Source organism: Streptomyces sp. NPDC050549 (assembly GCF_040655035.1).
Lineage (GTDB): Bacteria > Actinomycetota > Actinomycetes > Streptomycetales > Streptomycetaceae > Streptomyces.
The window spans coordinates 15,700-38,857 of sequence record NZ_JBFAJD010000049.1 but is presented as its reverse complement, the minus strand read 5'-3'; the positions used below and the strand labels follow the sequence as shown (position 1 = coordinate 38,857).

The following is a 23,158-nucleotide window of genomic DNA, read 5'->3' as shown; positions in this document are numbered from 1 at the left end:
CAGGGCACAAGTTCCCCTATGTTGCATGGCATCGACGTAAGCGCGTACCAGTCCACGGCGTACGGCGCGACCGGCTCCTCCTTCGTCTTCATCAAGGCGACGGAGGGCCGCTCGTACGTCAACCCGAGACTCACCGCCCAGACGAAGACGGGCCGTGACGCGGGACTGGTCGTCGGCTTCTACCACTTCCTCTGGCCCGGCGACATCACGGCCCAGGCGGAGTACTTCGTGAGCAAGGCCCCCGAAAAAGCAGGTGACCTGCTCGCCGTCGACTGGGAAACAACCGGCGACGGCACCCACGCGTCCAACGCGGAGAAGGACAGCTTCATCCGCAAGGTGAAGGCAATGCGGCCGGACAACCGGGTGGTCCTCTACTGCAACCGCAGCTTCTGGCTGAACATCGACAAGACCTCCTACGCGGGCGACGGCCTGTGGATCGCCGACTACACGACGGCCGGCAAGCCCCGCATCGAGGCGGACTGGAAGTTCCACCAGTACACGTCCGACCCGCACGACAAGGACGTGGCGGACTTCGCGAGCAAGGCCGCCCTCCAGGCGTGGGCCAAGAGCGCCTGAGGCTCACTCGGCCCGGCGGCGGATCCCGGACAACAGACGGCGCACACCGGCCGCGTGGCCGCCGGTGCCGACGACGAGAAGACGGTAGACGGCGCCCGCCGGGCCCGGGAACACCGCCCGGGTCTCGGCCCGCAGCCGGGAGCGCCCGGGACCGAGTTCGTCGAGCCGGAAGACGAAGGCGTAGGCCGAGAACCGGTGGGAGCCGCGCAGGACCAGCTCCCTGCCCGGGACCGCGCCGACCACCCGGAAGCCGGGGAACACCGAGCCCTCGGCCAACGGTCGCGGCCCGGAGGCCGTACGGTCGGCGCACCCCACCAGCCGCGCGTAACGGGCCCACCCCGGGCGGGAGTAGGCACGGTCCAGCATCACGGTCAGGGTGCGCCAGACCTCGCCGACGCCCGCCGCGACCACCGTCGCGTGCTCGTCGACATGGGGCAGCGCATCGACCTCCACCAGGGCCTCCTTCAGCCTCCGAGCCGCGGTCCGACAGCAACCGTAGAGGACGAGGGGAGCTGTCAGGCCCTGAAGTCGCCCGTCCGCTCCGGTGACGCGTCCGCCAGTGCCTTCGTGACGCCGTCCACGCCCTCCCTCAGGCCGTAGACCGGTGTGCCGGGCTGCTGGTGCCAGGAGTCGTCCAGGCTGCCCGCGTCGACCGTGTCGAAGCCGAGGTCGTCGATCAGGGCCCTGACCACGCGCTTCGCGGCTTCGTCGTCACCGGCGACCGGGAGCGCGAGGCGGTCGGGGGCGCCGGCGGGGCGGTGCCGGTCCAGGATGTCCTGGGCGTAGGTGCCGTTGAAGGCCTTGATGACGGTGTGGCCGATCTGCTCCGCCGTCCAGCGGCTCTCGGTGAGGCCGTCGTCGAGGATGGCGGCGATCCTGCCGTCGCGGCCGGGGTAGTAGTTGCCGGTGTCGATGACGGCGACGTTCTCGGCCGCGTCGTCGAACAAGCCCTTCGGCAGGTTCGGGACGGCCTTCAGCGGGACGGTGACCACGACGACCTCGGCCCCGCGTGCCGCCTCCTCCACCGGTACGGGGGTCGCGCCGGTCTCCTCGGCCAGTGCGGTGAGTGTCTGCGGGCCGCGCGAGTTGGCGACGGAGACGTCGTACCCGAGTGCGGTGAGCCGCCGGGTGAGGTTGCCGCCGATGTTGCCCGCGCCGATGATGCCGATCTTCATGACAGACCCTTCGCCGATCCGGAATCCATGCACGCGCATGCTTCTGGGGGCGAGAACCGCAGATGGTCGCCCGCTATTCCGGCCCGCCGCCGTACGGGTGACCGGACGGGACGACCGGGACGGCCGGAGGCCGCATGCCGAGCCACTGTTCGGCGTCCCAGGCCTCGAACCGCTCCACCTCGGCGAACCCCAGCTTCGCCGCGAGCCGCATCGAGCGGGCGTTGGCGGTCTGAGTGGTGAGCACCACCGGCTCACCTGGAAGCACACCGGCGAGCCAGTCGAGTGCCGCCGCGCACGCCTCGGCCGCGTATCCGAATCCCCACACCCGCGGCAGGAACAGATAGCCGAGGTCGGCCTTCCCCACGGCGGCCGGCCGGCTGTGCCCCGTCGCTGTCGTTCTCCTGAGGAGGATGTGCCCGATCATCACCCCGTCGAGCTCGACGACAAAAGCCCCCGGCCACCGGGCGGGGATCGCGGGCACCTCTTGCTCCAACTCGGCACGCGGCCGGGCACCGCCGAGATAGGTGTGCGCCTCCGACGAGGCGAGCAGTTCGACGAACACCGCCCGGTCCCGCGCCTCTGACTCGCGGAGCAGCAGCCTCTCGGTCCTGATCGGCTCGGGCGGCCAGGCCACGCTTCCCAGATCTTCCACCGGCGCACGCTAACAGGCGGCCGAGCGGGCCGAACAGGGAATCCACCCTCGCCGTCACGTCCTCGGGCGGGAAACGGAAAGGGCGCCCGCCCACCGAAGGACGGGTGCCCCTTCCGCTCGGGTTGCTCCCGGGTCACTTGTTCAGGTGGGCCCAGAACTCGTCGAACGACAGGACCTTGTCCCCGTTGAGGTCCCGCGTCTTGATGATGGCCTCGGCGACCGTCTCGGTCACGTTCCAGTCGCCTCCCTGCGCCAGGGCGGTCTTGAACTCGGCCGCGGTGACGAAGCCGTCACCGTCCGTGTCGATCCGCTGGAAATGCTTGCGTGCTTCCTCGATGTCCGCCACCGGATCCGCCCCTTCGTAACGCTTTACTGCCTGTTGACGGAGGCCAGATTAACCGGCCGCCCGAGCACGCAGTGCGGCGACCACCCACGCGAACTCCTCCCGGTGCGCTCCCGTGGGCCCGGAGCCCTTCACCGTGGACAGCAACTCCCGGTACCGGGCGAGCCGGTGGTTGGCCGCCGACTCCATCCGTTCGAGCACGACGGCCGGGTCACCGCCGTCCCCCAGCACCTCCCGTACGATCACCTCCGCCTCCGGCGACTCGGGGGCGATGCCCTGCTTCCTGGCCTCCGCGCCCAGCTGGACCAGCCGCATGGGGAACCACGTGGACCGCCCGCGGACCGCGGCGCGCTCCTGGTCCGACGCGTTGAACTCGACGGTGGCCCGCATCTGCGCCCGGAACTCCGGGTCCTGCACCATCTCCGCCAACTCCACCCAGGCGTCGACCTGTTCGGGGGTCGGGTCGTCCGGCAGGTCCACCGCAATGGACCGCATCCGCTCCTCGATGGCCGGATCCACGGTGTCGAGGCCGTGGAACAGTTCGTCCACGAACTCCTCCATGATCCGCCTGCGTTCGGCTGCCGACAGCCGCGCCAGCTTGTTCATGAGCGTCATCTCCTCTGCGGTCGAACCGCGTCGCGCCACGGTCGACAGCACCGCCCTGGTCACCCGCAGCGCACGGATCTGCGCGTCCAGCGCCACCACATGGGCGGCGGCCACCTCCGCGACCGTCGTCTCGCCGGCCAGCACCTTGCGTACGTCGTCCAGGCCGAGGCCCAACTCCCGCAGGGTGCGGATCAGTTCGAGGCGGGCGGCGCACTCGGCGTCGTAGAGCCGGTAGCCGCCGGCGGAGCGGGTCACCGGGGTGAGGACGCCCTCGTCCGACCAGTAGCGGATGGTGCGCACGGTCAGTCCGGTGGCCCTGGCCAACTCCCCGATGGTGAGCAGTGCGGTGCCGTCGTCGATCATGTCGTGAGTGTGGGCCTTCCAGTGGGTGGAGACTCAAGGGGTGCGAGGAGCACGGCGATGGAGACTCTCCGGGACATTCTCGACGCGGCGGCGCGGGGTGTCTTCCCGCCGCCGGACGGCCGTACGACCGTCGTGCCGCAGGCGTCCGAGCGGGACGCGGGGGTGCTCGCCTTCACCGCGCACGCGGTGGTCTTCGTCGACGAGGACCCGCGATGGGTGTACGACACGCTGGCCGCCGTGCCGTGCGACGCGCTCGCCGCGCCGATGAACCCGCGGTTCCTGGCGGCCCTGCTCGACCGGACGGGCCGTAAGGCGGAGAACGTCGACGCGATGCTCGTGGGCTCCCCGCTGCCGGGCGAACCGCCGCCCCCGCTGAAGGAGATCACGGACGGCGACCACCCGAGGATCGTGTACGCCCGCGGCCGGCGCGACGACGTGCGCGCGTGGACGACGGAGGGTGGGGTGGTGGTGATGGGACGCGGGATCGCGGGGCGGCTGGAGGTCTCGGTCGAGATCGAGGAGGGCGTACGGCAGCGGGGGCTGGGGCGCGCGCTGGTGGCCGCCGCGCGGCAGCTGGCGACCGAGCCGCTGTGGGCGCAGGTGGCGCCGGGGAACGCCCGCAGCATGCGGGCGTTCCTGGCGGCGGGCTACCGTCCGGTGGGTTCGGAGGCGCTGCTGCTCAGCGCGCCCTGAGCGTCAGTGCCACGGCTGGTAGTACGGGTTGCTCTCGCAGTCGCTCATGATCTCGACCTTGGTCTTCTTGTCGACCGGGCAGACGCCGATGATGTACTGCCGCTTGATGCCGCCGGGGAAGGCGACCTCGACCTGGCCGGCCCACTTGTGGGTGTCGCCGACGGTCTTGTTGACGTCCACGCCGCCGGGGGCGTCGATGTAGTAGTTGTAGCCCGACTTGTACCAGGTCTTGTACAGGTCGTGGTCGTAGGTCGTCGAGACGTACGGCGAGGGCTGGTTGACCAGGACGTACTTCTCGACGTCGTACTGCCCGTCGACGACGTCCTTGGGCAGGAAGCCCTGCTCGAAGACGACCGCAGGGCCGCGGCTGTCGCTGCGGTAGAGCGTGCCGCAGCTGGTGCGCCAGACCGGGTCGGGGGTGATGCGGGAGATGTCCACGCGGTCGTCGGCGGCGGCCGTCGCGGGGTCGGCGACCAGGGGGCACGCGGGCGCGGCGGCCCTGACCGGCGTGCGGGCGGTGCGGGCGGGGGCGGTGGCGGCGGTCGTGGCGAGGACGGCCGCGAGGGACAGGACGGCGGCAGCGGTCCGCCGCCGCAGATGCAGGGTGATCACGCGGGGCACGATCCCGGTTCCACGGCGGCGGACTGTGGATCATCACCCGTACGGGGGCGTGTCCAACTGACCGGCGGTCAAGGCGATTTCAGCGGAAGATGCCGGTGTGGCCGAGCGAGTAGCGGCCGGGCTGCGGGTAGACGGCGAGGCCGTGCGGGCCGCCGCCGACCTTGATGCGGGCGAGCTGGGTGCCGGTGCGGGTGTCGATGGCGTACACCTCGGAGTTGTAGCGGCCGGACAGCCACAGGACCTTGCCGTCGGCGGAGACGCCGCCCATGTCGGGGCTGCCGCCGTGCGGCAGATGCCACTTCTTGGTCAGCCTGTTCTTGGTGAAGTCGAAGATGGAGACGGAGCCTTCGCCCCGGTTGGAGATGTACATCTCGCGGGAGTCCCGGCTGATGTACAGGCCGTGGCAGCCCTTCCCGGTGGGCAGGAAGTCCGGCTTGGCGAAGGTGTCGCCGTTGAGCACCCACATGCCGTTGGCCATCATGTCGGCGATGTAGAACCGCTTGCCGTCGGGCGAGATCTTGACGTCCTGCGGCATCGACCCGTGGAACGGCAGTTTCTGCTGGCCGATCACCTTCATCTTCTCGGTGTCGACCTTGAGCAGCTCGCCGCTGAACTCGCAGGAGACGATGAAGTAGCGGCCGTCCGTGGAGAAGTCGGCATGGTTGACGCCGTAGCAGCTGACCGGGACCGCCTTCACCGTCTTCATGGTGTGCGCGTCCCGGAACACCAGCTGGCGGTCGAGGGAGGCCATGACGATCGCGTACTTGCCGTTGGGCGTGAAGTACAGGTTGTACGGGTCGTGCACGTCGACGGGCTTGCCCGCCTTCCCCGTTCGCGGGTCGATCGGCGTGAGGGTGTTGCCGCGGTCGTTGTTGACCCACAGGGTCTTCAAGTCCCAGGAGGGGACGACGTGTTGGGGCTGGACTCCGACCGGGATGGTCTCGATGACCTTGTACGTCTTCGGGTCGATCACCGAGACCGTGTTGGAGCCGGTGTTGGGGACGTAGACCCGGGACGGGAAGTCCCTGACCACCGGGGAGAGGCGGTTCGGGCGGTCGGCGGCGTACACGTCGGCCGGGTCGAGCACCGGCGGCATCCCGGGCAGCCCCTGCGCCGCCGCCTTCTTCTCCTGCTGCTGCGGCTGGAGGGCGGCCTTGGTGCCGAGGGCCTCGTCGGCGTGGTTCTGCGAGCCGCAGCCGGCGAGGGCGGTCAGTACGGCGAGGGCTGCGCCGGTGACCAGGGCGCGGGTGAGAGGGGTGTGTCGCATCAGCTCAGCAGCTCCGTGGTCGTCACCGCGCGCAGTCCGCGGCGGTCGAGTTCTTGCAGTACGGCGGGGAGCGCGGCGACCGTGCCGGCGTACCCGAAGTGCATGCTCACCACGGAGCCGTCGCGGACCTCGGACAGCACCTTGCGGGTGACGGCGGGGGCGCCGGGCTCGGTGAAGTCGAGGGAGTCGACGTCGTAGGACAGCACGTGCGGGTAGCCCACGCGGTGGGCCAGGCGCTGGACGAGGGGGGACGCGGCCGGCGCGCGCGAGGGCCTGAACCAGGTGCCGATCGAGCCGGTGAGCCGCTTGAGACGGTCGGCGCAGCCGGTGATCTCGGCCAGCGCGTCGGCCTCGGACAGGGTGTTGACGGCGATGTGCCGCTGGGTGTGGTTGCCGAGGTCGTGGCCGCCGTCGAGGATGCGGCGGGCCATCTCGGGGTGCGTGTCGAGCCAGGTGCCGACGGCGAGGACGGTGACGCGGGCGCCGTGTTTCTCCGCCTCGGTGAGGATCGCGGTGGCGATCCCGGGGTCGCCCTGGCCGTGGAAGGTGAGCGCGATCCGGGGGCGGTCGCGGGGTCCGTGGGTGATCTGCGGGGGCTGCCGGGAGAAGGCGCGCGGGGCGGGGGCGGGGGCGGTGAGCGGGGTCGCCTTGGCGGCGGGGGCGCGGGCCGGGGTGGCGGGGGCTGCGGCGGGGCCGGTCGTGGCACATCCGGCGGCGAGTGCGCCCCCGGCGACGAGCCCGGCACCCGCACGCAACGCCGTACGGCGGTCGGTCGTGGTCACCCGGTCCATTTAAGGGGCGTTGGGCAAGAAAGCGGGGCATTAACCCGATTGAGGGACCCTCACGGGTCGCGCCTCGAACGCAGGTCCGCACGGGGGCTCGGCCGGTTCGGCAGCGCCCCAAAGGGGCGCGGAGCGGTATCGATGTGCGGCTCCGCCGCGCGGGCGCGACCAGCCCAGCGGCGCCGCAGACAACCGACGACCTGCCCCGCCCCGCCATCCACAGCGGAGCGTTCGGTGTTCAACGGTCGGCGACGCGCATCTCGAACCACGTGGTCTTGCCTCTCGGCAGCAGATCGACGCCCCAGCGGTCGGAGAGTTTGTCGACGAGGAAGAGGCCGCGACCGCTGAGGTCCATCTCCTGGACGGGCATCAGACAGGGCAGGCCCCGGGAGGGGTCGCGGACCTCGACACGGATCCAGCCGCGGCGGCGCTTCATCCGCAGTCCGAACACCCGGGCGCCCGTGTGCCGTACGGCGTTTCCCACCAGTTCCGAGACCAGCAGGACGGCGTCCTCGGTCATTTTCGGGCTGAGTCCCCAGTGCCGCAGGACGACGATCTGGGTGAGCCGGCGGGCCGCGGCGGCGGACTCGGGGCGGGACGGGAGCGGAACTTCGGCCTCCGTCGGATCGCCGAACAACTCGATCGCTTTGAGTGCCCGCTCGTCCTCGACCGCAGGCGACCAGCGCGCCGCGGTCGCACGGCCTTGTCCCCGCGGCTGTCCGATACCTTCCAGCCCCGCCATGCGTCCATCATGGCCGCCGCGGACGCCCTCCGGGGCGGTTCCGGAGGAATACGCCCCCCGGAAGCACCCGTTCCGCGACATCCGATTGACATATGCCAAGGGCATTTCGGCGTCGGCCGCAACCCCTCCGACCTGCGGTGAAGGCTCTGTTGGCGGCAATCGACAGGCTCCCTCGACAAGGCAGGCTTAAGGTCACCTTAAGGTTCCCATAAACCATCCCGTCGAGGTACCTGTATGAGACATCGCGTCAATTGCAAGTGGCTGAGCGGTATTTGACCGTCCGGTTCAGCGGAACTTCGCCTTGCCGGGGCCCTCTTCGACGAAACTGCGCATCCCGCGCTCACGGTCCTCGGTCGCGAACAGCCCGGCGAACCAGGTCCGTTCGACCGCGAGCCCGGTCTCGATGTCCGTCTCCAGACCGGTGTCGATCGCTTCCTTCGCGGCACGGAGCGCGATCGCCGGTCCCTGCGCGAGCTTCGCCGCCCACGCGTGCGCCTCCGTGTACACCTCGGCGGCCGGCACCAGCCGGTCCACCAGGCCCAGTTGGAGTGCCTCGTCGGCCTTGACCATACGGCCGGTGAAGATCAGGTCCTTCGCCTTCGACGGGCCGATCAGCCGGGCCAGCCGCTGTGTGCCGCCCGCGCCCGGAATCAGACCGAGCAGGATCTCCGGCTGCCCCAACTTGGCATTGTCCGCCGCGATACGGAAGTCCGCGCACAACGCCAACTCGCAGCCCCCGCCCAGCGCGTAGCCGGTGATGGCCGCGACCACCGGCTTCGGGATACGGGCCACCGCGGTGAAGGAGTCCTGCAGCGCGCGCGACCGCACGACCATCGCCGCGTGGTCCATGCGCTGCATCTCCTTGATGTCCGCGCCCGCCGCGAACACCTTCTCCCCGCCGTAGATCACCACGGCCCGCACGTCCTCGCGGCGCGTGGCCTCCTCGGCGAGCTCCTTGAGGCGGTCCTGGGTGGCGGTGTCCAGCGCGTTCATCGGCGGGCGGTCGAGGCGGACGGTGCCGACGCCCTCGGCGACTTCGAGATTCACGGTCATGCCGGAAGGTTAACGTGCGCTAACGACAACGGGCCCGGTGCTGTCGGTCACAGCACCGGGCCCGTATGTGGCTAAGAAGGTGTCACGCCGTCCACTTGGCCCACGACATGTTCCAGCCGTTGAGCCCGTTGTCGGGTGCCACGGTCGCGTCGTTGGAGTTCTTGACGACCACGACGTCACCGAGGATCGAGTGGTTGAAGAACCACGCGGCCGGGACGGTCTTGCTGTAACCGCCCTTGACGTCCCGCAGGCCTATGCAGCCGTGGCTGGCGTTGTAGTTGCCGAAGGCGTCACCGCCCCAGTAGTTGCCGTGGACGAAGGTGCCGGAGTCGGTCAGGCGGGTGGCGTGCGGGACGTCCTTGATGTCGTACTCGCCGCCGTAGCCGACCGTTTCACCGTTCATCCGGGTCACGGTGAGCTTCTCGCTCATGACCATCTGGCCGTTCCAGGTGTCGTAGCCGGGCTTGCCGGTGGTGACCGGGATGGTCTTGACGGTCCTGCCGTCCTGGGTGACCTTCATCGTGTGCTTCTTGGCGTCGACGATGGAGACCTGGTTGCGGCCGATGGTGAACTTGACCGTCTTGGTCTGCTTGCCGTAGACGCCCGAACGGCCTTCCACGCCGTCGAGGTTGAGCTTGACGGTGACCTTGGTGCCGGACTTCCAGTACTTCTCGGGGCGGAAGTCGAGGCGGTCGTTTCCGAACCAGTGGCCCTCGACGTCGACGGCCGGCGAGGTCGTGATGCTGATCGCCTTCTTCACGTCCTCGGAGTGCGTGATGCCCCGGGTGAAGCGGATGGAGAACGGCATGCCGACACCGACCGTGGAGCCGTCCTCGGGGGTGAAGTAGCCGACGAAGGTGTTCGCCGGGGTCAGCGTGGTGAAGCTGGAGTCCTCGGCGGCGACCCGGCCCGCGGAGTCCTTGGCGACCGCGTGCACGGTGTACTTGGTGGAGGCGGCGAGGTGGGCCGCGGGCGTCCAGGTCGCACCGCCGCCGGTGATCGCGCCGTCCACCTTCGCGCCACCGGCGTCCTTCACGGTGACCTCGGTCAGCTTGCCCTTCGCGGCGCTGATCTTGAGAGCGCCGCTGGTGTCGACCGCCTTCGAGCCGTCCTTGGGGGCGATGGTGACGACGGCCTGCGACTGCTTGCTCTGGGCCGTGTCCGAGGCCTTGTCCTTGCTGTCGCCGGAACCGGAGCCGGAGTTGGAGCCACCGCCACCGCCTCCGCACGCGGTGACGGCGAGCAGCAGCACGCCGAGGATCAGCGCGAGCAACCCCTTGTTTCTCCGGCCGCGCGCGTCAACCGACGCCCCCGATATCGGTCGCACGTTCAAGACTTTCTCCCCTCGCCGGGCCCGGTCCGGCCCGCACCCCTTTGCGCATCTGACGTGCGCGTCCGCGCATATTAACCGCCAGGTTTTGAGCTTCGTGTCAGGCGAATGTCACCGTTCGGTCGCAACTTCAACTGCCGCCTGACGCGGGCAGCCCGCCGCATCTCCGGTCACTTGACCGCACTGCCCGCCTTCCACTCCTTCCAACCCATGTTCCACCCGCCGAGGCCATTGTCGGGAGCCACCTGTTTGTCGGTGCTGTGCACGACCTCGACCACGTCCCCGACGATGCTGCGGTCGAAGAACCAGCCGGCCGGGGTGTCCGAGCCGCCGCCCTTCACGTCCCGGAGCCCCACGCACCCGTGGCTGACGTTGACGTGTCCGGGGGCGGCCGGTGCCCAGTAGTTGCCGTGCAGGAAGGTGCCGGAGTCGGTGAGCCTCATGGCGTGCGGGACGTCGGGGATGTCGTACTCGCCGCCGAAGCCGACCGTGCGGCTGTTCATACGGGTCACCTCCAGCATCTCCATGACCACCATCTTCCCGTTGTACGTCGTCCGCCCGGGGGCGCCGGCGGTGATCGGCACGGTGGCCAGGAGGTCGCCGTCGCGCCGTACCTCCATGGTGTGCTCGGCCGCGTCGACCAGGGAGACCTGGCTGCGGCCGACGGTGAAGGAGAACGTCTTGTACTGGAGGCCGTAGACGCCGGGTGCGCCCTCGACGTCACGCAGACGCAGGGAGACGGTGACCTGGGTGCCGGGTTTCCAGTAGGACTCGGGGCGGAAGTCGAGGCGGGCGTTGCCGAACCAGTGCGGGCGGACGTCGACGGCCGGCTTCGCGGTGATGTGGATGGCGCGCTCGACGGCGGCCCGGTTCTCGATCTCCCGGTTGAAGCCCAGGGAGACGATCATTCCGGTGCCGACGGTGGCGCGGTTCTCGGGGGTGACGTATCCGATGAACCGTTCGTCGGGGACGTAGGTGGTGAACGTGGTGTGCCGGGCGGAGCGGCGGCCGTTGCCGTCGAGGGCGACCGCGTCGACGGTGTACCGGGCGGCCAGGGCGAGTTTCGGGTCCTCGGGTTCCCAGCGCAGTCCGTCGTCGGAGACGCGGCCCGGGACGGGGGTGTCCTGGGCGTCCTGCTCCTTGACGACCTGCACGGACTCCAGGCGCCCGCTGGGCACCCTGACCTGGAGCCGCTGGTCGGGTTTCACGCCCTTCGCGGTGTCGTCGGGCGAGATCCGGATCACATCCTCGGGCGCCGGTGCCTTGCCGAAGAGCTCGTCGATGCCGCCCCCGCCCGAGCCGTCGGAAGTACATCCGGTGGCTCCGGCCAGCAGTCCTGCCCATGTCAGTACGGCGGCCAGTGCGACCCCTGCGCGCCGCGCGCGCCCTTGTGCATGCCTCACACGGTGCCCAACGAGCGGGCCTGCCTCAGGGAAACGTGAGTGCGACCCAAGCTCTGGGCAGAACAGTGGGGAGGATGACAGGACAGGGGCTCGCGACCGGGACGTCGTGCGCCCTTCACCTCGTCGTTCCATGAGCCGCAGGAGGCCGGACGGTGTCGAGCGCAGCCGAGCAGGAGGCCGTGCAGGAGGGGCGCGTCGACGGTGACGGCGTGCCGGTGGAGCGGTCCATCGACGAGGGGGCCGTGCCGGCACCACGTGCCGCCCCCGTACTGAACGGCGCCCCGCACCGGGCACCGACCGTGCCCGTGTGGCCGGGGACGCCGATGCCGCTGGGGGCCCGGTTCAGGGTCGGCCCGGACGGGGTGGCGGGCACCAACTTCGCGCTGTGGGCGGGGGGCGCGGAGGCGGTCGAGCTGTGCCTGTTCGACGAACAGGGGACGGAGACCCGCGCCCCGCTGACCGAGCTGACGCACGAGATCTGGCACGGCTTCCTGCCCGGTGTGCTGCCCGGACAGCGCTACGGCTTCCGGGTGCACGGCCGCTGGGACCCGTGGACCGGCGCTCGCTGGAACCCGGCGAAGCTGCTCCTCGACCCCTACGCGCGGGCGGTGGACGGCGAGTTCGGGCTGCCTCCCGAGGTATACGCGCATGTCCGGGACTGGCCGCAGCAGCAGGTCGCGGACACCGTGCGCGACGACCGGGACTCGGCGCCGTACGTCCCGAAGGGTGTCGTCGTCCACGACGACACCACCGACGACGAGTGGATGGACGACCGCCGCCCGAAGACACCGTGGGCGGACTCGGTGATCTACGAGCTGCACGTGGGCGGCTTCACCAAGCTGCACCCCGGGATACCCGAGGAACTCCGTGGCACCTACGCCGGGTTGGCGCATCCGGCGGCGATCGAGCACCTGGTGAAGCTGGGCGTGACGGCCGTAGAACTGCTGCCCGTCCATCAGTTCGCGCACGAGGACCACCTGCTGCGCAAGGGCCTGAAGAACTACTGGGGCTACAACTCGATCGGCTACTTCGCCCCGCACGCGGCCTACGCGGCGACCGGTACGGCGGGCCAGCAGGTAGGCGAGTTCAAGCGGATGGTGCGCGCCCTGCACGAGGCCGGGATCGAGGTCATCCTCGACGTCGTCTACAACCACACTGCGGAAGCAGGCGAGTTGGGGCCGATGCTCTCCCTCAGGGGCATCGACAACCGCGGCTACTACCGCCTCCAGAGCGACGCCCGCCGCTACGCCGACTACACGGGCTGCGGCAACACCCTGCACGTCGTCCAGCCGCACGTCCTGAGGCTCATCACCGACTCCCTGCGCTACTGGGTCACCGAGATGGGCGTCGACGGCTTCCGCTTCGACCTCGCGGCGGCGCTGGCCCGCTCGATGCACGACGTCGACATGCTCTCCCCGTTCCTTGCCGTCATCGCCCAGGACCCGGTGCTGCGGCGGGTGAAGCTGATCGCCGAGCCCTGGGACGTCGGCTCGGGCGGCTACCAGGTGGGCGCGTTCCCGCCCCTGTGGACGGAGTGGAACGACCGCTACCGCAACGCCGTCCGGGACTTCTGGCGCGGCGCTCTGCCCGACGTGCGGGATCTCGGGTACCGGCTGTCGGGGTCGAGCGACCTGTACGCGTGGGGCGGCCGGCGCCCCTACGCCTCCGTCAACTTCATCACGGCGCACGACGGTTACACGCTCCGGGACCTGGTGTCGTACGAGCGCAAGCACAACGAGGCCAACGGCGAGGGCAACCGGGACGGCACGGACGACAACCGGTCCTGGAACTGCGGGGTCGAGGGCGAGACCGCCGACGAGCGCGTACAGGCGCTGCGGCGAAGGCAGTTGAGGAACCTCCTCACCACGCTGCTCCTCTCCACGGGCGTGCCGATGCTGGTCGCCGGCGACGAGCTGGGGCGGACGCAGCGGGGCAACAACAACGCCTACTGCCAGGACAACGAGATCAGTTGGGTGGACTGGGAGCTGCGGGACGACCCGGGCTGGCGGGCGCTGACCGACCTCACCGCCCGGCTGATCGACCTGCGCCACCGCCACCCGGTGCTGCGCCGCCGGGCGTTCTTCTCCGGGCGGGCGCATTCGGCCGACGGCATAAGGGACTTGGCGTGGTTCACCGCGCGCGGCACGGAGATGACGGAACGGGACTGGTACGCGCCCGCCGCCACCCTGGGCATGTACCTCTCGGGGCGGGACATCCCCGGCCGTGACGAACGCGGCGAGGCGATCCTCGACGACAGCTTCCTCGCCGTACTGCACGCGGGCGACCGGCCGGTGAGCTTCGTGCTGCCGGGGCCGCCGTGGGCGGAGCGGTACGAGGCGGTCGTCGACACCTCGCGGGAGGAGCAGGGGGAGGCGCCGGGGGTGGTGCACCGGGCGGGGTCGGCGATCACCGTGCCGGCCCGGGCGGTGCTGTTGCTGAAGGTCGGCTGAGGGACGGAGGAGGCCGGCCGGGGTCGGCCGGAGGGGCGGCCGGGGCGACGTTTCAGCTCCGTGAACTCCCGGGCAGATGCCTGGGCACGGGGCGGGCCGGCTGATCGCATGGAGGGCACGCCCCCACGGTTCTCCACTGCCTCCCCAAAGGACCCCGCATGCCCGAATTAACCCGCCGTGCCTTCGGCGGCCTCGTCGGCGGCGGTGCCGTCACCGCCGTCGCCGGTACGGCCGCCACCGCCGAGGCCGCCGAACAGGCCCCTGCGGAACGCCCCTTCAAGGCCCGCCCCGCCACCTCCGGAAGACGCCCCAACCTCCTCGTCGTCCTCGGCGACGACCTGGGGTGGGCCGACCTCTCCTCCTACGGTGCCCCGCACATCAAGACGCCCAACCTGGACCGGCTGGCCCGGCAGGGGGTGCGGTTCACCGACGCGTACTCGGGCTCGGCGACCTGCTCCCCGACCCGGTTCAGCCTCTACACCGGACGCTATCCGGGCCGTACGCCGGGCGGGCTGGCCGAGCCGATCAACAACCGGTCGCAGGGCCTCGACCCCAGCCACCCCACTCTCGCCTCCCTGCTGCGGAAGGCGGGCTACTCCACCGCCATGATCGGCAAGTGGCACTGCGGCTGGCTGCCCGAGTACAGCCCCACGAAGTCGGGCTGGGACGAGTTCTTCGGCAACCACGGCGGTGTCCTGGAGTACTTCTCCAAGCTCGGCCAGCTCGGCGACTACGACCTCTACGAGGGTGACGCCACCTACCAGGACCTGCGCTACTACACCCAGGTGCTGACCGAGCGGGCGGTGGAGTACGTCGGCCGCGAGCACGACAAGCCGTGGCTGCTGAACCTCAACTTCACCACCCCGCACTGGCCCTGGCTCGCCGAGGGCGACGCGGAGACCGGCGCCGGGATCGCGGCGAAGATCCGGGCGGCCACCAGCCAGCTGGAGATCAGCGACGCCCTCAACCAGTGGGACGGCGGCTCGGTCGCGAAGTACACGGAGATGGTGCAGAGCATGGACGCGGCCGTCGGCGAGGTGCTGGCCGCGCTGCGCCGGTCCGGGCAGGAGGAGCACACGCTGGTGTACTTCGCCAGCGACAACGGCGGTGAACGCTGGTCCTACCTCTGGCCGTTGAGCGGCGAGAAGTCCGTGCTCCAGGAGGGCGGCATCCGGGTGCCGACGATCGTGCGCTGGCCGCACCGGCTCGACGGCAACCAGGTCAGCCACGAGCCGAACTTCTCCCCCGACTGGACCGCGACCTTCCTGGAGCTGGCCGGCGCCCGCCCCGACCCCGCGTATCCGCTGGACGGCACAAGCCTCGCGGGCTATCTGCTGAAGGGCGAGGAGCTGCCCGAGCGGGACCTGTTCTGGCGGGTGGAGGCCAACAGGGCGCTGCGGCGCGGCGGCTGGAAGTACTACCAGGACGAGGACGGCGACGACCACCTCTTCGACCTCGCCGCCGACCTGCGCGAACAGGCCGATCTCGCCCCCGACGAGGCGGAGTTGCTGGCCGAGCTGAAGGCGGCCTGGGAGCACATCGCCTCCGGCCTCCTCCCCTACCCGGACTAGCCGAGGATCCCCCGGTCGTACGCCGTCGCCACCGCCGCCGCGCGGTCCTTGACACCCAACTTGCCGTACAGGTGGGTGAGATGGGTTTTGACGGTCGCCTCGCTGATGAAGAGTTCGCGGGCGATCTCGCGGTTGGAGGTGCCCTTGGCGACGAGCGCCAGCACTTCGCGTTCGCGGGCGGAGAGCGGCTCGTTGCCGGGGGTCTGCGGGCCGCGCACGGCGGAGACCAGCCGGGAGGCGACGGCGGGCGAGAGGACCGTACGGCCTTCCGCCGCCGCGCGGACGGCGGTGAACAGCTCGTCGCGGGGCGCGTCCTTCAGCAGATAGCCGGTCGCGCCCGCCTCGATGGCGGGCAGGGTGTCGGAGTCGGTGTCGTACGTCGTCAGCACGAGCACCTTCGCGCGGGCGGCGCGGCGGGTCAGCTCCCGGATGGCGTCGACTCCCCCGCCCGCAGGCATCCGCAGGTCCATCAGGATCACGTCCGGATCGAGGGCGGCGGCCCGCTCCACGGCCTCGACGCCGTTGGCCGCCTCGCCCAGGACGCGGAACCCGGACGCGGACTCGAACATGCCGCGCAGACCGTCCCGTACGACGGGATGGTCGTCCACGATCAGCAGGGAGATCAGCGACTCGTCACTCATGGCGGACCAACGGTACGCGAGCCGACAGGGCGGTGCCGTGACCGGGCTCGGACTCGACCGCGAGCGTGCCCGCGATGCGCTCGGCGCGGGCCCGCATGCCGTCGAGGCCGAAGCCTCCGGTGCGGGTGCGTTCGGGCAGGGCGAGCGGGTCGAAGCCCCGGCCGTCGTCGCGGATGTCGAGGATGACGTCCTCGCCGAGGAAGGAGAGGGTGACACCGACGCGGGTGGCCCGGGCGTGCCGGGCAGCGTTCGACAGGGCCTCCTGGGCGATGCGCAGCAGGGTCGCCGAGACCTCGTCGTGGAGCTGTTCGGTGATGCCCGTGACAGTGAACTCGGCGCGGACACCGGTGCGTTCGCCCCATTCGGCGACCGTGTTCTTCAGCGCCTCGGGCAGTCCGTCGTTCTCCAGGGCGACCGGGGCGAGGTTCTGCACGGAGCGCCGGGCCTCGCCGAGGCTGTGCCGGGCGAGGGTGGAAGCGCGGTCGAGATGCGTACGGGCGGTCGTCAAGTCGGTTGCGTTCGCCACGACTTGGAGCTGGGCGATGATGCCGGTCAGGCCCTGGGCGATGGTGTCGTGGATCTCGGCGGCCAGCCGGCGGCGTTCGTCGGCGACCCCGGCTTCCCTTGCCTGGACGAGGAGTTGGGCGTGCAGGGCGGCGTTCTCGTCGAGGGCCTGCTGGAGCGCGGTGTTGGCGCGTTCGAGTTCGGTGATGGTCTCGCCGCGCTCGTGGGAACGCCGGGACTCCTGCTCCTGGAGATGGGCGACCGCCATCTGCAGGCCGGAGTTGGCGGCCACGAGCGCTGCGAAGAGGATCCATTGCAGCGCACTCCTCAGCGGCAGCCCGCCGGCCTGCGCGCCGGCCACGGTGACCGCGCTGGCGAGCAGTCCGAGCCGCTGCCGCACCACGCCCGGGATCAGTTCGTCGGCGTCCATGTAGCCGGAGGCGGCGTAGAACGCGAAGAAGGGGTCGATCCAGGTGAGGGCGAAGGCGATGCCCCAGCGGACGACGTAGTACGCCGTCCCCGTCCGCGACGGGGTCCGGCCGCGGTCGGGGCGGCGGACACGCGTGGTGTGCCACCACAGCTGGAGGACGAGCGCGGCACCGACCAGGGCCCAGCCGGCGTACCACTGCGCGCTGGAGTAGTCGAACAGACCGGAGGAGGCGAGCGCGAGGACGACACTGATCCCGAGCAGCCCGTACGGCCCCCACGTGTGCAGCTGCTCCCAGCGCCGCTCGATCTGCCGGTCCCTGGCGGTCATCTCCCCAGTCTGCACGGCCGCCGCCCCTACTCCCAGCGGAACCAGCGGGAGGCACCCGCCGTGAGCAGGACGGTCCAGGCCACCAGGACGCCCAGGTGCGTCCAGCCGGGCCAGCTGCCGGCCGCCGCCCGGTTGAGGGCCTCGGCGGCGGCGCCGAACGGGGTGCAGCCGACGATCCGGGCCATGACGTCCGGCATGGAGTTCACCGGGATCCAGACGCCCGCGCAGAACATCATCGGGAAGAACACGGCCGACCCGATGGCACCCGCGATCTTCGTGGTCCGCGACAGTGCGGAGACCACGGCGCCCAGCGCGAGCGCGGCAAGGATCGCGAGGAGCAGGGCGAGGAGATAGCCGAAGGCCTGCCTGGGGAGCCGTACGTCGAAGGCGAGGCGGCCGACGATCAGCGCGCACAGGGCGGAGGCCAGGGCCGCCGTGCCGTAGACCACCATCTGGGCGGAGAGGAGGGTGGAGGGGCGGACCGGGGTGGCGGACATGCGGCGCAGGATGCCGCGTTCGCGGTAGCCGGTGAGGTTCTGCGGCATCGACTGGAGCCCGCCGACGATCATGCCGAGGAGTACGGCGACCGGGACGTACACGTCGATCGTGCGCAGGCCGCCCAGGTCCGCCTGGTGGTGGCGGAAGCCCGGGATGGAGCCCAGGATCACCAGCAGCAGGGTGGGGAAGGCCAGGATCCAGAAGAGGGCGCCCGGTTCGCGGCGGAAGAGGCGCAACTCGGCGCGCAGGACTGCGGTGTTCATCGGGTGACCTCCGTCAGGTCCAGGAAGGCGTCGTCCAACGTGGCGTCGGAGACCCGGAGTTGGTGGGCGGTGACGTGGCCCCGGGCGAGCAGCGTGATGACCGCGTTGACGGTCTCGTCGGTGCCGGAGAGCGTGATCCGGCCGTCCTTGCGGGCCACGGAGGTGAGCGCGGGCAGCGCGTTCAGGTCGCCGTCGTCGAGCGGCGCGGAGGGCGTGAAGCTGATGACGGTGGAACCGGCCGAACGGCGGATCAGCCCGTCCGGGGTGTCGAGGGCGGCCACCCTGCCCTTGTCGATCACGGCGATCCGGTCGCAGAGGCGCTGGGCCTCCTCCATGAAGTGGGTGACGAGCAGCACGGTGACCCCGCTCGCCCGGACGTCCTCGATGAGCTGCCAGGTGTCACGCCGGGCGCGTGGGTCGAGCCCGGTGGTCAGTTCGTCGAGGACGACGACCCGGGGGTTGCCGATCAGCGCGAGCGCGATGAACAGGCGCTGCTTCTGGCCACCGGACAGCTTCGCGAACCGGGTCGTCAACTTGGCGGTCAGACCGAGGCGTTCGGCCAGTGGCCGCCAGTCGGCGGGGTGCGGGTAGAGAGCCGCGTACAGCTCCAGGGCCTCGCGGACGGTGAGCTTGGCCTGGAGCTCGCTCTCCTGGAGCTGGGCGCCGAGGACCCGGGCGACCTGCTCGTGGTCGGCGACGGGGTCGAGGCCGGTGACACGGACCCGGCCCGCGTCCGGGACGCGCAGGCCCTCGACGCACTCGACCGTGGTGGTCTTGCCGGCGCCGTTCGGGCCGAGGATCCCGAAGATCTCGCCTTCCTCGACGGCGAACGAGACACCGTCGACGACGGCCCGGCCGCCGTAGGACTTGCGCAGTGCGGTGACTTCGATGACAGGTGTGGCTGACATGCTCCGAGGGTCCCGGGAACGCCGGGTCGGGCACATCGGCCATCGCGCTCGAAGGCACATCAACCGATCGGTTGATGCGGCGGTACGACCCCTGGGACCCGCAGGTCGTAGGACCGGCGGCGGACTCAAGTCGGGTCAAAACTCGGTGGGCACTGTCAGTGGTGGTCCGTAGGCTCGCCCGTGATGTCGACGACACATGCAACCGCCAGGGACCGATCCGCCGCCCGTACGCTCGCGCGGCTGTGGCCGTACGTCCGCCCCGTGCGGGTGCGGCTGTTCGCTGCGGCCGGGGTGGCCGTCGTCGCGTCCTGTACGGGGCTGGTGTTCCCGCTCGTCCTGAAGTGGATGGTGGACGGACCGGTCGCCGACCGGGACACGGCGGGCGTGTGGCTGGGGGCGCTGTACCTGCTGCTGCTCGGCATCGCGGAGGCGGGCCTGTTCGGGCTGCGGCGCTGGCTGGTCGCGCGGCCGTTGTCACGGGTCGAGGCGGAGATGCGCGCGGACCTGTACCGGCATCTGCAACGGCTCCCGGTGGCCTTCCACGACCGCTGGCCCTCGGGCCAGCTCCTCTCCCGGGGCACCACCGACCTCATGCTGCTGCGCATGTTCCTCGCCTTCCCCCTGACGTTCCTGCTGGTCAACGCCGTGACGATCCTGGTGGGCGTGATCATCATGCTGCTCCAGGACTGGGCGCTGGGGCTGGTGATCCTGGGGCCGGCCGTGCCCGTGATCGTCAGCTGCGCGGTGTTCGAGACCCGGTACGCGCGCGTGGCGCGCCTCGCGCAGGACCAGGTCGGCGATCTGACGACGGTCGTCGAGGAGAGCGTGCTCGGCATCCGGATCATCAAGGGCTTCGGCCGCCACCGCAGCCAGGCACGGGCCTTCCGCGAACTCTCCCGCACCCTGCGCGGCACCGAACTCCGCAAGGCCCGCCTCCTCGCCACGATCTGGGGCGTCATCGTCGCCCTCCCCGAGCTGGCACTGGGCGCGACGCTGGTCCTGGGCACGGTGCAGGTGGCGGACGGAAACCTCTCGGCGGGCACGCTGGTGGCGTTCCTCTCCACGGCACTGGCCCTGCGCTGGCCGGTGGAGTCGATCGGCTTCCTCCTGGCAATGAGCCAGGAGGCGGCAACGGCGACGGAGCGATTCTTCGAGGTGATGGATGAAACCCAGGAGATGGATGCAGCGCCGGTCGAGGAAGCGCCCCACAGGGGCGCGGGGTACTGCGCGACCAGCGACAACGGACCCGCACCCAAGAACGACGGCATCCGCTTCTCCTCGGTCTCCTTCCGCTACCCAGACGCCCCGCCCGATTCCCCACCAATCCTCGACCGCGTGGACCTGCACATCAGACCCGGCGAATCCATGGCCCTCGTCGGCGCCACTGGCACAGGCAAAACGACCCTCACCGCACTCGTCCCCCGCCTCCACGAGGTGACATCGGGCCGCATCACACTCGACGGCAAGGACATCACCGCGCTGCCCCGCCAAACGCTGCGCGCACTCGTAGCCGTGGCCTTCGAGGAACCGACCCTGTTCTCCACCAGCGTCGGCGAAAACGTACTGATGGGGGCCGAAGAGGACGCCGGACAACCGGAGTTGGACCGCGCACTGGCCGTGGCCCAGGCAGACTTCGCACACGCGCTCCCCCAGGGCACCGATACCCGCGTCGGCGAACAGGGCCTGAGCCTCTCCGGCGGCCAGCGCCAACGCCTCGCGCTGGCAAGGGCGGTGGTGGGCAAGCCCCGCTTCCTCGTCCTGGACGACCCGCTCTCCGCACTGGACGTCCACACCGAGGCCGCCGTGGAAGCTGCCCTGCGTCAAGTCCTCGCGGACACGACGGCGTTGATCGTGGCCCACCGCCCGTCCACGGTCCTGCTCGCCGACCGGGTGGCCCTGCTGTCGGACGGCCGTGTCACTGCGGTGGGCACCCACCAGGAGCTCCTGCGCACGAACGCGGAGTACGCGCATCTCATGTCGGGCGTCCAGTCGGCCGTCCCGGAGCAGGAGGACGAGCGATGACCGCCCCCACCACGTCTGCGCCCGCCACCGACGACCACGAAGAACCCCCGCACCCGCCCGCCGCGGGCGACCCCTTCGACCACGACGTCCTGCCCACTCCCCCGGGCGCGACCAGCGCGCTGCTGCGCTCCCTGCTCGCCCCGATGAAGGCGCGGGTCGCCGTCACGACCCTTCTCCTGCTGCTCCAGCAGGCGGCCGTCCAGGTGGGCCCGCTGCTGGTGGCGTACGCCATCGACCGGGCGGTGCCCGCGTTCCGCCACGACGACCGCGGGCCGCTGATCACCGTGGCCGTCGGCTATCTGCTGTGCGCGCTGCTCTCCGGCGGCCTGCAGTACGCGTTCATCGGCGCCTCCGCCCGCGTCAACCAGGACGTGCTGCTCGATCTGCGCGGCCGGATCTTCCGGCACGCGCAGGCACTGAGCATCGACTTCCACGAGCGCTACACCTCCGGCCGGCTCATCTCCCGCTCCACCACGGACGTCGAGGCCCTGCGCGAACTGCTCAGCGAGGGCCTCCAGGAGCTGATCACGGTCATCCTGTCCTTCGTCTACATCTCGGCGATGCTGCTCTGGCTGGACCTGGGGCTCGGCGCGGTCGCGGTGGCCTCCTTCGTGCCGCTGTATCTGCTGGTGCGGATCTACCAGCGGCGCGCGGTACGGGTGTACGCGGTGCGGTCCACGGCGATCGCGCGTGTGATCGTGAAGTTCGTGGAGACGATGAACGGCATCCGCCCGGTGCGCGCGTTCCGCCGCGAGGCCGTGAACGACGCCGACTTCCGGGTCCTGAACCAACGGCACGAACGATCCAACGGCGACGCCCTGTTGGAGATGGCCCGCTATGTCACCGGCTCCCGCCTGGTCGCCAACACGGCGGTCGCGGTGATCGTGCTCTGGGGCGCGAGCCGGGTCGCGGACGGCTCACTGGAACTGGGCGTCCTGGCCGCCGCGGTGCTGTACCTGCGACGGCTGTACGACCCGATCGACCGGCTCGGCATGTTCCTCAACTCCTACCAGTCGGCCGCCGCGTCCCTGGAGAAGATCGCGGGCCTGCTGGCCCAGACACCGTCCGTCCCGGAGCCCTCAACACCCGTGCAACTGCCCGCGCTTGAGTCGGAGCAGCCCGGCCGCGAGGTCGTGTTCGACGGGGTCCGCTTCGCCTATCGCACCGGCGGTGAGGTGCTGCCCGTCTTCGACCTCGCCCTCCCCGCCGGACAGACGGTCGCCGTGGTCGGCTCCACCGGCGCCGGCAAGTCCACCCTGGCCAAGCTGCTGGCCCGCTTCTACGACCCCTCGGACGGGCGGGTGCTGCTCGACGGCGTCGACCTGCGCGAGCTGTCCGGGCCCGAACTGCGGCGCGGGGTGGTGATGGTGACGCAGGAGGCGTTCCTGTTCTCCGGGACGGTCGCCGAGAACATCGCGATCGGCCGTCCGGACGCGTCCGGGGAGGAGATCGAGCGGGCGGCGAAAGCGATCGGCGCGCACGACTTCATCAGCGCGCTGCCCGACGGCTACGACACGGACGTACGCAAGCGGGGTGGCCGTATCTCGGCCGGTCAGCGCCAACTCGTGGCGTTCGCACGGGCGTTGCTCGCCGATCCGGCGGTGCTGATCCTGGACGAGGCGACCAGTTCACTGGACGTCCCGGGCGAACAGGCAGTGCAGCGGGCCATGTCGACGGTCCTGCGGGGCCGCACGGCGGTGGTGATCGCGCACCGGCTGTCCACCGTCGAGATCGCCGACCGGGTGCTGGTCATGGAGCACGGCCGGATCGTCGAGGACGGCAGCCCGGCCGAACTCATCGCGGGGACAGGGAGGTTCTCGGACCTGCACCGGGCGTGGCGGGACAGTCTGGCGTGAGGGCTCCGGGAAGTGACGTTCGCAGCGCAGACCGGCCCGATATTGCTTGGCCGCCGGTCGCACGACTCTGTCAGGGTGGCGG

The 23,158-nt window shown here is 70.7% G+C and carries 22 protein-coding genes; 6 read left to right on the top strand and 16 right to left on the bottom strand.

Going from position 1 to position 23,158, the window contains the following annotated elements; all coding sequences use genetic code 11:
* Positions 1–18 precede the first annotated feature (18 nt).
* A complete protein-coding gene (locus tag AB0I51_RS42170) occupies positions 19–576 on the top strand; it encodes a glycoside hydrolase family 25 protein (RefSeq protein WP_362983769.1) in 558 nt (185 codons plus the stop codon).
* Between the two features lie 3 nt (positions 577–579).
* Here AB0I51_RS42170 and AB0I51_RS42165 read toward each other — a convergent pair whose 3' ends face one another.
* The 5 genes from AB0I51_RS42165 to AB0I51_RS42145 all read right to left on the bottom strand — a co-directional run bounded on the left by AB0I51_RS42165 (position 580) and on the right by AB0I51_RS42145 (position 3,715).
* Complete coding sequence (locus AB0I51_RS42165) at positions 580–1,029, bottom strand: hypothetical protein (RefSeq protein WP_362983767.1); 450 nt, start codon at positions 1,027–1,029, stop codon at positions 580–582.
* Between the two features lie 62 nt (positions 1,030–1,091).
* The gene (locus AB0I51_RS42160; RefSeq protein WP_362983765.1) at positions 1,092–1,751 is read right to left on the bottom strand and encodes an NAD(P)-binding domain-containing protein; all 660 of its coding nucleotides are present in this window, start codon (positions 1,749–1,751) and stop codon (positions 1,092–1,094) included.
* A 73-nt stretch (positions 1,752–1,824) separates the two neighbouring features.
* Entirely contained in the window at positions 1,825–2,403 is a 579-nt protein-coding gene (locus tag AB0I51_RS42155; protein ID WP_362983763.1) for a GNAT family protein, read from the bottom strand.
* 133 nt (positions 2,404–2,536) lie between these two features.
* Positions 2,537–2,749 carry an EF-hand domain-containing protein gene (locus tag AB0I51_RS42150; protein ID WP_362983761.1) on the bottom strand — a complete coding sequence of 71 codons (213 nt, stop codon included), beginning with the start codon at positions 2,747–2,749 and terminating at the stop codon, positions 2,537–2,539.
* Between the two features lie 48 nt (positions 2,750–2,797).
* Positions 2,798–3,715, bottom strand: a complete 918-nt coding sequence (locus tag AB0I51_RS42145; RefSeq protein WP_362983759.1) for a MerR family transcriptional regulator — start codon at positions 3,713–3,715, stop codon at positions 2,798–2,800.
* 57 nt (positions 3,716–3,772) lie between these two features.
* On the opposite strand from AB0I51_RS42145, the gene AB0I51_RS42140 reads away from it, so the two are divergent.
* Complete coding sequence (locus AB0I51_RS42140; protein WP_362983757.1) at positions 3,773–4,408, top strand: GNAT family N-acetyltransferase; 636 nt, start codon at positions 3,773–3,775, stop codon at positions 4,406–4,408.
* Between the two features lie 3 nt (positions 4,409–4,411).
* Here AB0I51_RS42140 and AB0I51_RS42135 read toward each other — a convergent pair whose 3' ends face one another.
* From AB0I51_RS42135 to AB0I51_RS42105, 7 genes are all read right to left on the bottom strand, one after another.
* Positions 4,412–5,020 (bottom strand): ADP-ribosyltransferase, encoded by a 609-nt coding sequence (locus AB0I51_RS42135; protein WP_362983809.1) that lies wholly within the window; start codon positions 5,018–5,020, stop codon positions 4,412–4,414.
* A gap of 88 nt (positions 5,021–5,108) precedes the next feature.
* On the bottom strand, positions 5,109–6,296 hold the full coding sequence (locus AB0I51_RS42130) for a beta-propeller fold lactonase family protein (RefSeq protein WP_362983755.1): 1,188 nt from the start codon (positions 6,294–6,296) through the stop codon (positions 5,109–5,111).
* On the bottom strand, positions 6,296–7,087 hold the full coding sequence (locus AB0I51_RS42125; protein ID WP_362983753.1) for a polysaccharide deacetylase family protein: 792 nt from the start codon (positions 7,085–7,087) through the stop codon (positions 6,296–6,298). The genes AB0I51_RS42130 and AB0I51_RS42125 overlap by 1 nt, the downstream gene beginning before the upstream one ends.
* A 229-nt stretch (positions 7,088–7,316) precedes the next feature.
* Positions 7,317–7,820: an ATP-binding protein gene (locus tag AB0I51_RS42120; protein WP_019074483.1), complete on the bottom strand. Its 504-nt coding sequence runs from the start codon at positions 7,818–7,820 to the stop codon at positions 7,317–7,319.
* 285 nt (positions 7,821–8,105) lie between these two features.
* The gene (locus tag AB0I51_RS42115) at positions 8,106–8,873 is read right to left on the bottom strand and encodes an enoyl-CoA hydratase-related protein (protein ID WP_362983751.1); all 768 of its coding nucleotides are present in this window, start codon (positions 8,871–8,873) and stop codon (positions 8,106–8,108) included.
* Positions 8,874–8,955: 82 nt separating this feature from the next.
* Positions 8,956–10,206 carry an Ig-like domain-containing protein gene (locus AB0I51_RS42110; RefSeq protein ID WP_362983749.1) on the bottom strand — a complete coding sequence of 417 codons (1,251 nt, stop codon included), beginning with the start codon at positions 10,204–10,206 and terminating at the stop codon, positions 8,956–8,958.
* Between the two features lie 167 nt (positions 10,207–10,373).
* Complete coding sequence (locus AB0I51_RS42105) at positions 10,374–11,606, bottom strand: Ig-like domain-containing protein (protein WP_362983747.1); 1,233 nt, start codon at positions 11,604–11,606, stop codon at positions 10,374–10,376.
* A gap of 152 nt (positions 11,607–11,758) precedes the next feature.
* Here AB0I51_RS42105 and glgX point away from each other — a divergent pair, with 152 nt between their 5' ends.
* Together glgX and AB0I51_RS42095 are read left to right on the top strand one after the other, a co-directional pair.
* Entirely contained in the window at positions 11,759–14,056 is a 2,298-nt protein-coding gene (gene glgX, locus AB0I51_RS42100) for a glycogen debranching protein GlgX (protein ID WP_362983745.1), read from the top strand.
* Between the two features lie 158 nt (positions 14,057–14,214).
* Positions 14,215–15,627: a sulfatase-like hydrolase/transferase gene (locus AB0I51_RS42095; protein WP_362983743.1), complete on the top strand. Its 1,413-nt coding sequence runs from the start codon at positions 14,215–14,217 to the stop codon at positions 15,625–15,627.
* On the opposite strand, the gene AB0I51_RS42090 is transcribed toward AB0I51_RS42095, so the two are convergent.
* The 4 genes from AB0I51_RS42090 to AB0I51_RS42075 are packed head-to-tail and all read right to left on the bottom strand — an operon-like array spanning position 15,624 to position 19,198.
* The gene (locus tag AB0I51_RS42090) at positions 15,624–16,268 is read right to left on the bottom strand and encodes a response regulator transcription factor (protein WP_362983741.1); all 645 of its coding nucleotides are present in this window, start codon (positions 16,266–16,268) and stop codon (positions 15,624–15,626) included. The two genes, AB0I51_RS42095 and AB0I51_RS42090, sit on opposite strands and share 4 nt — an antisense overlap.
* Complete coding sequence (locus tag AB0I51_RS42085; protein WP_362983739.1) at positions 16,261–17,529, bottom strand: sensor histidine kinase; 1,269 nt, start codon at positions 17,527–17,529, stop codon at positions 16,261–16,263. The genes AB0I51_RS42090 and AB0I51_RS42085 overlap by 8 nt, the downstream gene beginning before the upstream one ends.
* A gap of 26 nt (positions 17,530–17,555) precedes the next feature.
* Positions 17,556–18,290 carry an ABC transporter permease gene (locus AB0I51_RS42080; RefSeq protein ID WP_362983737.1) on the bottom strand — a complete coding sequence of 245 codons (735 nt, stop codon included), beginning with the start codon at positions 18,288–18,290 and terminating at the stop codon, positions 17,556–17,558.
* Entirely contained in the window at positions 18,287–19,198 is a 912-nt protein-coding gene (locus AB0I51_RS42075) for an ABC transporter ATP-binding protein (protein ID WP_362983736.1), read from the bottom strand. Before AB0I51_RS42075 ends, AB0I51_RS42080 begins: the two co-directional genes overlap by 4 nt.
* Positions 19,199–19,381: 183 nt before the next feature.
* On the opposite strand from AB0I51_RS42075, the gene AB0I51_RS42070 reads away from it, so the two are divergent.
* Both AB0I51_RS42070 and AB0I51_RS42065 read left to right on the top strand, forming a co-directional pair.
* On the top strand, positions 19,382–21,220 hold the full coding sequence (locus tag AB0I51_RS42070; protein ID WP_362983734.1) for an ABC transporter ATP-binding protein: 1,839 nt from the start codon (positions 19,382–19,384) through the stop codon (positions 21,218–21,220).
* Positions 21,217–23,076, top strand: a complete 1,860-nt coding sequence (locus AB0I51_RS42065; RefSeq protein ID WP_362983732.1) for an ABC transporter ATP-binding protein — start codon at positions 21,217–21,219, stop codon at positions 23,074–23,076. The genes AB0I51_RS42070 and AB0I51_RS42065 overlap by 4 nt, the downstream gene beginning before the upstream one ends.
* The last annotated feature ends 82 nt before the right edge of the window (positions 23,077–23,158 follow it).

Coding starts and splice junctions, on each gene's coding strand:
- AB0I51_RS42170 (WP_362983769.1), top strand. CDS start 19: ATGTTGCATGGCATCGACGTAAGCGCGTACCAGTCCACGGCGTACGGC.
- AB0I51_RS42160 (WP_362983765.1), bottom strand. CDS start 1,751: ATGAAGATCGGCATCATCGGCGCGGGCAACATCGGCGGCAACCTCACC.
- AB0I51_RS42145 (WP_362983759.1), bottom strand. CDS start 3,715: ATGATCGACGACGGCACCGCACTGCTCACCATCGGGGAGTTGGCCAGG.
- AB0I51_RS42140 (WP_362983757.1), top strand. CDS start 3,773: ATGGAGACTCTCCGGGACATTCTCGACGCGGCGGCGCGGGGTGTCTTC.
- AB0I51_RS42130 (WP_362983755.1), bottom strand. CDS start 6,296: ATGCGACACACCCCTCTCACCCGCGCCCTGGTCACCGGCGCAGCCCTC.
- AB0I51_RS42125 (WP_362983753.1), bottom strand. CDS start 7,087: ATGGACCGGGTGACCACGACCGACCGCCGTACGGCGTTGCGTGCGGGT.
- AB0I51_RS42120 (WP_019074483.1), bottom strand. CDS start 7,820: ATGGCGGGGCTGGAAGGTATCGGACAGCCGCGGGGACAAGGCCGTGCG.
- AB0I51_RS42115 (WP_362983751.1), bottom strand. CDS start 8,873: ATGACCGTGAATCTCGAAGTCGCCGAGGGCGTCGGCACCGTCCGCCTC.
- AB0I51_RS42095 (WP_362983743.1), top strand. CDS start 14,215: ATGCCCGAATTAACCCGCCGTGCCTTCGGCGGCCTCGTCGGCGGCGGT.
- AB0I51_RS42090 (WP_362983741.1), bottom strand. CDS start 16,268: ATGAGTGACGAGTCGCTGATCTCCCTGCTGATCGTGGACGACCATCCC.
- AB0I51_RS42085 (WP_362983739.1), bottom strand. CDS start 17,529: ATGACCGCCAGGGACCGGCAGATCGAGCGGCGCTGGGAGCAGCTGCAC.
- AB0I51_RS42080 (WP_362983737.1), bottom strand. CDS start 18,290: ATGAACACCGCAGTCCTGCGCGCCGAGTTGCGCCTCTTCCGCCGCGAA.
- AB0I51_RS42075 (WP_362983736.1), bottom strand. CDS start 19,198: ATGTCAGCCACACCTGTCATCGAAGTCACCGCACTGCGCAAGTCCTAC.
- AB0I51_RS42070 (WP_362983734.1), top strand. CDS start 19,382: ATGTCGACGACACATGCAACCGCCAGGGACCGATCCGCCGCCCGTACG.
- AB0I51_RS42065 (WP_362983732.1), top strand. CDS start 21,217: ATGACCGCCCCCACCACGTCTGCGCCCGCCACCGACGACCACGAAGAA.